At 73.3% G+C, this 9,709-nt stretch carries 5 protein-coding genes; 1 reads left to right on the top strand and 4 read right to left on the bottom strand.

The features are described 5' to 3' along the window. Positions 1 to 2,094: 2,094 nt before the first annotated feature. The 3 genes from AC5LUJ_RS16735 to rfbD all read right to left on the bottom strand — a co-directional run bounded on the left by AC5LUJ_RS16735 (position 2,095) and on the right by rfbD (position 6,767). Positions 2,095 to 3,864, bottom strand: coding sequence for a hypothetical protein (locus tag AC5LUJ_RS16735; protein ID WP_493465260.1), 1,770 nt, complete (start codon positions 3,862 to 3,864; stop codon positions 2,095 to 2,097). Between the two features lie 181 nt (positions 3,865 to 4,045). Further along, on the bottom strand, positions 4,046 to 5,749 hold the full coding sequence (gene metG, locus AC5LUJ_RS16730) for a methionine--tRNA ligase (protein WP_445548270.1): 1,704 nt from the start codon (positions 5,747 to 5,749) through the stop codon (positions 4,046 to 4,048). Positions 5,750 to 5,867: 118 nt separating this feature from the next. Further along, positions 5,868 to 6,767, bottom strand: coding sequence for a dTDP-4-dehydrorhamnose reductase (gene rfbD / locus AC5LUJ_RS16725; RefSeq protein WP_250282394.1), 900 nt, complete (start codon positions 6,765 to 6,767; stop codon positions 5,868 to 5,870). 180 nt (positions 6,768 to 6,947) lie between these two features. Here rfbD and AC5LUJ_RS16720 point away from each other — a divergent pair, with 180 nt between their 5' ends. Further along, positions 6,948 to 9,203 (top strand): glycosyltransferase family 39 protein, encoded by a 2,256-nt coding sequence (locus AC5LUJ_RS16720; protein ID WP_250282393.1) that lies wholly within the window; start codon positions 6,948 to 6,950, stop codon positions 9,201 to 9,203. Here AC5LUJ_RS16720 and AC5LUJ_RS16715 read toward each other — a convergent pair. Further along, positions 9,096 to 9,709: sugar phosphate nucleotidyltransferase (locus AC5LUJ_RS16715; protein WP_493465259.1), on the bottom strand; the 614-nt coding region annotated here is incomplete at its 5' end. The two genes, AC5LUJ_RS16720 and AC5LUJ_RS16715, sit on opposite strands and share 108 nt — an antisense overlap.

The raw sequence follows: 9,709 nt of genomic DNA, 5'->3' as shown, positions 1-9,709 counted from the left end.
GTCCGCAGGGCCTCGAACCAGCCCGCGCCGACGCTGTACCAGAGCGGACGCAGGGGCAGGGCGGTGGACGGTGGCGGGGCGGGGTCGCTGTCGCGGCGCTCGTCGGGCTGGACGTGGTGGTGGTCGCCGCGCTGTGGCCGACGCTGGTGCGTCCGCTCTGGTACGACGAGGCGTGGCGGGCCTACCACCTCAGCGTCGGCGCGGGCTGGTTCGAGGCCCTGCGGACGGCGAACGCGCCGCTTTCCGGGGGCTGGTTCGCGGTCGAGAAGCTGGCGGTCGCCCTCGGCGGTGACACCGAGCTCGTCCTGCGGGCGCCCCAGATCGTCGCGCTGGCCGCGCTGTCGCTGGTGACCTACCTGCTGGGCCGGTGGTGGCTGTCGCGGCCGGCGGCCACGGTCGTCGCCGGGCTGCTCACGGTCAACGGCGGGCTGCTCGTCTACGGGCTGCAACTGAAGTCGTACCTGCCGGAGGCCGCATGCACGGCGGCCGTCGCGCACCTGTGGCTGTGCGCGCGCCGCCGTGTCGAGGCGGGCCGGCGTTCGTGGCCGGCTCGGGCGGGCATGGCGCTGTGCGCGATCATGGCCGTCACCTCGCTGTTCGTCCTGGCTCCGCTGCTGTTACTGGACGTCGTGGACGCCACCCGATCCTGGTGGGCGTGCCGCCCACGCCAGGCCCGGGGCACCAAGACCGAAACGGATGCCGCAGCGCAGGAGGCCGCCCACCCACGGTGGCGCCCACGACAGGACTCACTGCGGGACTCACGGCGGGACTCACGGCGGGACTCACGGCGAGGCTCACTGCGGGACTCACGGCGGGACTCACTGCGGGGCTCACGACAGAGCACCTGGCAGAACCCAGGGCGGCGCCCGATGTTGGCGGGGCTGGCCGGGTCCGTGCTGGTGGGCGGCTGTGGGCTCGCTCATCTTGCGCTGTTCGTCCTGCCGCAGAGCTATCTGACCACGAACCCGTACTGGCGGAACTTCTTCCTCACCCGGGACAACGCGGCCGGCCAGTTACGCACGGCCCTGTGGGAGCTGCCACGCAACGCGTTCACGGCGGCGATGACCCGGCCGGACGCCCAGTTCGGTTCGCCGTTCACCGGCTCGCCGCTGCTCGCCGACCCGGATCACCGGCTGCACGTGTGCGTGATCGTCGGGGCGCTGGTGTGCTGGGCGGTCGGCCTGGTCGTGGCGGTGCGGGGCAGGGCGGGCCGGGCGTTGCTGGTCGCACTCGGCGGGGCGCTGGCGCTGATCGGGTTCGCCTCGGCGGCGGGACGATGGCCGGTCGGGTTCGTCCGGGCGAACCTGTTCCTGCTGCCGTTACTGTACGTGCTCGCCGGCATCGGTGGGTCGGCGTTGCTCCGGTCGAGACTGCATCGGCCAACGCTGGTTCCGCCAACGCCGGTTCGGCCAACCCTGCCACAGACGGCCGAATCCGGGCCAAGCCGGTTGTGGGCAGGGCCGGGCGAACTCGGGCCTGGTCGTGTGATCGCTGTGTTGCTCGCGGTCGCGGTTGTGCTGTTCGTCCTGGCGGCCGGGGCGGTCGGGGCCCAGCGGGGCAGGCAGATCCGGGCGAGCGCGGCCGGCCCGCTGCTGCTCGGCGACATGCGGGAGCTGGTCGCCGTCCAGCGGCGGACGGCCGGGCCTGGCGACATCCAGATCGTGATCCCCGGACGCTGGGACGAACGGCAGTGGTACAAGGCCCAGCAGTATTACGCGCATTACTACACCGGCCATCCGACAGCGACCGACCAGCCGGCGATGACGAGCTACCCGACGGCGGCCGGCCATCCGGCGACAGCCGGTCATTCGACAACGGCTGCCCGTCCGACGATGGCCAGCCGTTCGCCGACGGGCACGCTCGGACCACCGGTCGCCGAGGCGGACACGCTCGTCCTGCCTCCGCTGGGCTGGGACGCCTCGATCCCGCCGTTTCTCGCCGGGCGCCCGCGGGCCGGCACGTTGTACCTGGTCACCTACAATCTGGTGTTCCCGGACGCCGTCCGCGGCCTGCACGCCCTGCTCGTCGGGCTCGGCTGGTGCCCGGACGAGCCGACCCGGCGCTCCTGGCCGCTGACCGGCGAGATCACCGCGTTCACCCGCTGCCCGCCCGCGACGCCTCCGTCGGCACCGTCGCCTCAACCGTCGCCTCCGTCGACACCGACACCGACACCGACGGCGACGACGACGACGACGGCGACGGCGACGGCCGAAGCAGCGGCATGAGCGCGCGTGTCAGAGCCGTCCAGCCGAGCACGGCGGCGGCGCCGAGCAGGCCGATGACCGATCCCAGGTAGCGGTAGTCGAAACCGGCGGTCAGCGCCGCGAGCACAAGCACGGACATGCCTGCCCCGGACGCCAGCCAGAACATCCGCCCAGGCCCGGCCGAACCGGAGCCGGCCACGGCGGCTTCGGTAAGAGCCGGCCCGGCCACGTCAGCTCCGGCCAACCCAGCTCCGGTCGGGCCGGAACCGGTGGGAGCTGGCCCGGCCATGCCCGGTCCGACGGGAACCCGGCCGGCGCGGCCTCGTCGGATACCGGCCGCCGCTGCCGCGGCGCCGGCGAGCAGGCCGGCTCCGACCAGGGGCATGGGCAGATAGCCCAGCCGGCTGTACGCCGCCAGCTTCCCGGCGAGCGGCCGTGAGATCTCGGTGAGGACGTAGTGGCCGTCGGCGGCATGCGGGTTCTGCACGGGCAGGACGTTGGCCAGCTCCGTGGGCAGCTCCCAGGTCGCCGCCCGCGAGGTCCGCGCGTTCTCATGCTGGACGGGCGAGAAGTAGCCGATCAGGTAGGCCGCCGTGGTTGTGGCCACCATCGCCGGCTGGGCCCGGATGACCTCGGCGGCGAACCGTCCGGCGAGTTCCTCGCGTCCGGCGGGGATGCCGTCGTTGCCCTGGCGCAGCGGCGAGTCGTCCGGCCACAGGTACATGTCGGGCTGTGGGCGCCGCGCCACCGGCCGCGGGTCGCACAGCGTCCGCAGCTCCGGCCCGGACAGGACGTCGCAGTCGGCGAACGGCGCCACCCTCCCGTACAGGAAGAAGCCGCTGTGCGCCGAGACGGAGAAGGCAGCCCCGTTGGCCATGCTCCACGCCGAGTAACCGACGATCGGCACGGCGGCGGCAAGCGCGAACGCGATCAGACGCGCCAGCCCACCACCAGTGCCGGCCCGGGCAGCCCCGCCAACGGCACGACCGCCACCATCGGCGGCGACATCAGCGCCGACGCGGCGAGCGCGTGTCCGGACGGTCACGACGACCAGCGCGACAGCACCTACGGCAAGCGGACCGTAACCAACTGTGCGGATCGTCACGGATGCTCCGAGTAACAGCCCGGCGGCGGCGCAGGCTCGTACGGCGGGTCGGCCCGGCCTGGCGAGCAGGATCACTCCGCCGGCGACCAGCGTCCCGAACAGGCTGTCGGCGAGGACGAACTGGCCGAGGTCGAGCGCCCACGGCGACAGCAACGCCGGCGCGGCGGCGCAGGCGGCGATCCAGGCGGTACGTACGGTGCGGAGCGCGACGGCGTACAGGGCCGCGCCGGCCAGGAACGTCAGCAGATGCTGGACGATCACCAGCCTGGTCAGATGGGCGTGGCCGTCGATGAGCAGCAGGAACATCGGGTAGCCGGACGGCCGCCAGTCCCCCGGCCACAGCCCCGCCCACGCCTGGTCGAGGTAGGCGGCCGAATCCCCGAGGTACATGATCGCGGGCGGGTAGGCGACGGTGACCAGCACACGCAGCAGCGCGCCGGCCACCGCGATCCCGGCGAAGACGGCGTGCCGCCGCGCCGCGGCCCCCACCGCCCGGCGGAAGCCCGCCGCCCGGCCGGCCGACAACCGGCCAACCCGCAACCGGCCAACCCGCATCCGGTCGAGCGCCGGCCGGACGCTCGACCACCGACCGGGCACTGACCCCCCGCCAGGTGTCCGGCCGGCAGGCGTCCGCCCGCCAGGTGTCCGGCCGGACCGCTGCCGGTCGCCTGGCGTCCGGACAGCCGCCGCCCAGTCGTCGGGTGGCGGTGCGGACGTCGTTCCAGCGCCCAGGGCGTCAGTCCAGGGCGTCCGGGTCGAGCTTGGTGAACAGCGCCCCGGGCCAGGTCAGTGCGCGGCCGGCCGGTACGGGCTGGCGCTCCCAGGTGTCCAGGCTGATGCCGAGGATGTCGGCCAGGCGCGCGGAGGTGAACGGCAGGAACGGCGCGAGCGCGGTCGTGATCCCGGAGATCGCCTGGATCGCCACGGCCAGGCTGCGCCCGGCCCGCTCGGGGTCGGTCTTGACCGTCTTCCACGGCTCCTCGCGGTAGAGGTAGGCGTTGACCTCGGCGGAGATCTCCATCGCGGCCCGCAGCGCGGCCCGCAGCTCCACCCGCCCGATCAGCTCGCCCACCCGCGCCAGGCCGGCGTCCACCGAGTCGATCAGTTTGGCGTGCGCGCCGTCGAGTTCCCCGGCCTCGGGTACGCGCCCGTCGAAACGCTTGCCGATCTGGGCCATCACCCGGTTGACCAGGTTGCCCCAGTTCGCGATCAGCTCGTCGTTGATCCGCCGGATGATGTCCGCGTCGGTGATCTCGGTGTCGTTCTGCTCCGGCAGCACCGTCGCGAGGGCGTAACGCAGCGCGTCCGGCTGGAGCCGGTCGAGGTACTCCCGGACGCCGCGCCCGATCCCGGCGGACTTCGACGCCTTCGCCCCGCCGAACGTCACGTACTGGTTGGCCGGGACGTCCGTCGGCAGCTCAAGCCCGCCGTAGCCGATCAGCATCGCCGGCCAGATCACCGTGTGGAACGGGATGTTGTCCTTGCCGACGAAGTAGTAGCTGGCCGCGTCCGGGTTCTGCCACCACTGCTGCCACGCGTCCGGGTCGCCGGAGCGGGCCGCCCACTCCTTGCTCGCCGACAGGTAGCCGATCACGGCCTCGAACCAGACGTAGATCCGCTTGCCCGGGCCGAGCTCGTCGGTGGGCAGCGGGACACCCCAGTCCAGGTCACGGGTGATGGCCCGGTCGTGCAGGCCGTCCTTGACGAACTGCAACGACCAGTTCATGACGTGCCGGCGCCAGCCGGTGCGGGTCTCCAGCCAGGCCAGCAGATCGTCGGCGAGCGCGGACAGCCGCAGGAAGAAGTGGGTGGTGGCCCGTTTCTCCGGGACCGCGCCGGTGAGCTTGCTGCGCGGGTCGAGCAGGATGTCCGGGTCGAGGGTGCGGCCGCAGTTCTCGCACTGGTCGCCGCGGGCCTCGCCGTACGCGCAGAACGGGCAGGTCCCGACCACGTACCTGTCGGGCAGGAAGCGGCCGGCCTGCGGGTCGAAGAACTGGACGGTCTCCTCGGGGACGATGTAGCCGGCCTCCCGCAGCCGGACGAAGACGTCCTGCGCGACCTCGCGATGGTTGTCCGTCATCGTCGAGGTGAACAGGTCGAAACTGATCCCGATGTCGTCCCAGATGCGCAGGAACTCCGGATGGTAACGATTGACGATCTCCGCCGGTGACACCCCGTCGATGTCGGCGCGCACGGTGATCGGGGTGCCGTGGGCGTCGCTGCCCGACACCATCAGTACCCGGTTGCCGGCCAGCCGCTGGTAGCGGGCGAAGATGTCGGCCGGCAGGTAGGCGCCGGCGATGTGCCCCAGGTGGGGCATGCCGTTGGCGTACGGCCAGGCCACCGCGACCAGGACAGGCCTGCCCCGCTCCCGCGCAACGGTCGCACCACTGGTCTCGGTCGCCTGCGAGGCGGGCGAAGCACCGGTCTTGGTCGTCACGCTCCCAACGGTAGCGCTCGCCACCGACGCTTCTCGACCGGGTTTCCCAACAACGCCGGACGCCGGACGCCAGCGGCTGTGGCCAGGCCCACAGAGCGGGCCCACGATGCGGCGCCGATCAGGCCCGCAGAGCGTTGCCGGACCGCGCGAAGGCCTCGGCCAGCGCCTCCCGCCAGGGACGCAGCGGCCGCAGCCCGGCGTCCGTCCACGACCGGGGCGAGAGCACCGAGTAGGCCGGGCGCGGCGCGGGGCGCGGGAACGCGTCCGTCGTCGTCGGCCTGACCTTCTCCGGGTCCATCCCGAGCTCGGCGACGACCGCGCGGGCGAAGCCGAACCAGGTCGTGTCGCCACCGCCTGTGCAGTGGTAAAGCCCGCCAGCGGCCCGGCCGGCACCAGCGGTACCGGCGGCCACCAGGTCGATCAGCCCGGCGGCGAGATCCACCGACCAGGTCGGGGAGCCGCGCTGGTCGTCGACCACGGCAAGGGTGTCGCGCTCGCGGGCGAGCCGCGCGATCGTCCGGACGAAGTTGCGCCCGGACGCGCCGTACACCCACGCCGTGCGCACCACGTAGGACGACGGGCACAACGCGAGCACGGCCTGCTCGCCGGCGAGCTTGGTCCGCCCGTACGCGGAGCGCGGCGCGGTCGGGTGGCCGGTCTCGTAGGGCTTGTCCGCGGTGCCGTCGAAGACGTAGTCGGTCGAGACGTGGAGCAGGGTCGCGCCGGCCTCCGCACAGGCGGCGGCCAGCTGCGCCGGCGCGGCGGCGTTGACGGCATAGGCCCCGGCCTCGTCGGACTCGGCGCCGTCCACGTCGGTCCAGGCGGCGGTGTTCACGACCACAAGGCCGCCCTGGATCCTCGCCGGCCGGGCCTGGTCGCGGACGACGGCCCGCACCCGCGCCGGGTCGGTGACGTCCAGCTCGGCCCGGGTGAGCCCGGCCCAGGCGTGGACCCGTTCGTCCGCCTCCAGCAGCCGGCACAGGTCCACCCCGAGCTGGCCACCGGCTCCTGTCACCATCACGCGCACCCGGCAAGTGTCGCAGACCCAGTTACCCGGCCGGACGCGCACCCACTGCCCATGGAATCACATACAGTATCCACACAATTGCCAACGGCAATTGACGGTTAAACTCGGGGGCGGCCCGTTGACTATGGGCTCAGCCGGCCAACGGCGGCCGGCTGCCGTCGTCCTGGAGAGATGACGATCGTCGACTACTCGGAGATCAAACTGGCCTGGCCGCCGGCCGGGATCCCGCGGCAGGCTGCCTCGGGGGCCGACGCCCGCCGCGGACGGCCCGGCGCCGGCATCCCCGTCGCCAGCGCGCCCCGGCCACCGGCCCGCCGGCCCCGGCCGCCGCGAACGGTCGTGCTGCTGACCATGCTCCACATCGCCCTGCTGCTGACCTACTCGTTCGCCTTCACCACCTGGACGGGCTACGACGAGGCCCAGCACGTCGACATGGTCTACGGCCTGCAGCACGGCGCCGGCTGGCCGGCACCCGGCGAACGGATCATCGCCGCGGGGATCGCCGCGACCTCGGACGACTTCGACCGCGGCCGGTACGCCCAGATGTTCCAGTCGGGTGGCCGCGGCGACGGCGCGCCCCCGTTCGCCGAGATCGACCCGACCCCCCGTGACCAGCGCCTGTCCTTCGACGCGCTCGGTGGGCCCGCCCCGGTCACCGACGGGCGGCTGTCCAACCAGATGGTCCAGCACCCACCGCTGATCTACGCGATCGGGGCCGCCCTGCTGTCCGTCCTGCCCGGCTCCTCGGGCTGGGCGTACGACCAGCAGGTCTGGGCACTGCGCCTGCTGAACATCATCGTCGTGGCCCCGCTGCCGCTGCTCACCTGGGAGGCCTCCCGGCGGTTCGGGCTCAGCGCGCCGCTGGCCCGGGCCGCCGCCGCGATACCGCTGGCCGTGCCCGGGCTCACCCGGGTCGGCGCCACGTTCAACAACGACGGCCTGCTGATGCTGTCGGTCGGCGGGCTGACCGCGCTGCTCGCCGGCGTGCTCACCGGCGACATGCGAAGACGGACGGCGGTGGGCGTCGGCCTGCTGCTCGGGCTCGCCTTCCTCACCAAGTCGCTCGCCCTGCCCCTGGTGGTGGTGGTCGCCGCCGCCTATCTCGTCGGCTGGGCCCGCCTCCGCCGTGCCCACCGGCCCGGCCACGGCCCCTCCCGATCCAGCCGCGGCCTCTCCCGGCCCGGCCCCCAGCCCGTCAGTTCCCGGCCCGATGGCCCCGGGGCCGTCGGCGACCACCTCCGCCGGCCCGCGCACCGCCCCCGCTGGTCCGGCCAGCACAGCCGGCACAGCCGGCACAGCCCGCGCCGTGGCGGCTGGGCCCTGCCCGTCCGGGCGCTGCGGGCGCCGCCGGTGTACCCGGCGCTGCTCTCGATCGGGATCGCCTGCACCGCCGGCGGATGGTGGTGGGTCCGCAACTACGTCCTCTACGACGCCATACAGCCCAACGGATGGGCAACAGAGCCTCCACGGCGCGAACCGGTCCTGCTGCCGAAGTCCTTCTACACCTGGTACGAATACTTCTGGCGGACCATCATCAGCCGGTTCTGGGGTGGTCTCGGGATGTTCGAGCCGCCCCAGCTCTCTCCGGCCGTGATCGTCATCGCGACCACGGCCGTGCTGGGCTGCGTGCTGGCGGCGGTCGCCCGCTCCCGGAGCACCGACGGGGCATCCCGGGGACACCGGTTCACCCGGCCGTGGGCGTTCGCGTCCGCACGCCCGCTGGTGCTGCTCATGCCGATCCTGCTGGCCTACCTGCTGGTGGGCCAGCGCAGCTACTCGGACTACCTGAAGTACACCCAGGGCATCGCCATCCAGGGCCGGTACCTGTACATGGGCGTGGTCGGCCTCGCCGTCGTCGCCACCGCCGGCCTCGGCCGGCTGCTGCGCGGGCACGAGCGGGCCGCCGGTCCGGCCGTGCTGGCCGGCGCGCTCGTCATGCAGGCGGCGGCGCTGTGGGCGGTGTGCGCGTACTACTGGCTGCCGCGCGGCGAGTCGGTCCCCCCGCTGCACGTCGCCGAGATCGTCACCGCGGTCGGGCGCTGGGCGCCGTTCCCCGTCGGGGTGACGATCGCCGTCTTCGCCCTCTGCCTGGTGACCGCCTGCGTCACCGTCGCCGAGATGGCCCGTGAGGCCCGCCGATGTCCCGCGGGGGAGCCGGGCGCCCCCGGGCCGCTGCCCGCGACGCCCGAACTGTCCGCGCTGCCCGGCGCCCGACTGGCCGGGACGTCCGTCACGCTCCTGTCCACGGTGCGTCGGCCCGGGCCCGGCCGGCGGCCCTGGACCGGCCGGCGCTCCCCGGCCAGGCGATGGCCCCGGCCGTCAGGGCGTGGTGGCGACCGAGACCCGGGAGTGGTCGCCGAGCATCAGCCGGTGCGCCCGCGGCCGGGCCGCCGACGGGACGACCTCGACGTCCCGCCCGATCAGTGAGTCCTCGATCCGCCCGATCCCCCGGATGGTCGCCCGCTCCAGCACGATCGAATACTCGATCTCGGTGTCCTCGATGGCGCACGAATGGTAGATCGAGGTGAACGGGCCGACATACGAGTCGACGATCCTCGTGTCCCGGCCGATGATCGCCGGCCCGCGCACGGTGGACCGGACCAGTGACGCGCCCTCCTCGATCACGACCCGGCCGACGACCGTGCTGCTCTCGTCGACCACACCGCGGACGGCCGGCTCCAGCGACTCCAGCAGGTGCCGGTTGGTCTCCAGCATGTCGTCGAGCCGCCCGGTGTCCTTCCAGTAGCCCTCGACCAGGTGCGGCGCGACCTCGTAACCGCCGTCGACGAGCCACTGGATCGCCTCGGTGATCTCCAGCTCGCCGCGCGCGGACGGCTTGATCGCCCGCACGGCCTCATGGACCGCCGGGCCGAACAGGTACACCCCGACCAGGGCGAGATCACTCGGTGGCTGCCGGGGCTTCTCGACCAGAC

The organism is Protofrankia sp. CiP1_Cm_nod3 (assembly GCF_982290655.1).
Note: the sequence above shows the minus strand (reverse complement) of the source record. Positions and strands in the feature narration are given on the sequence as shown.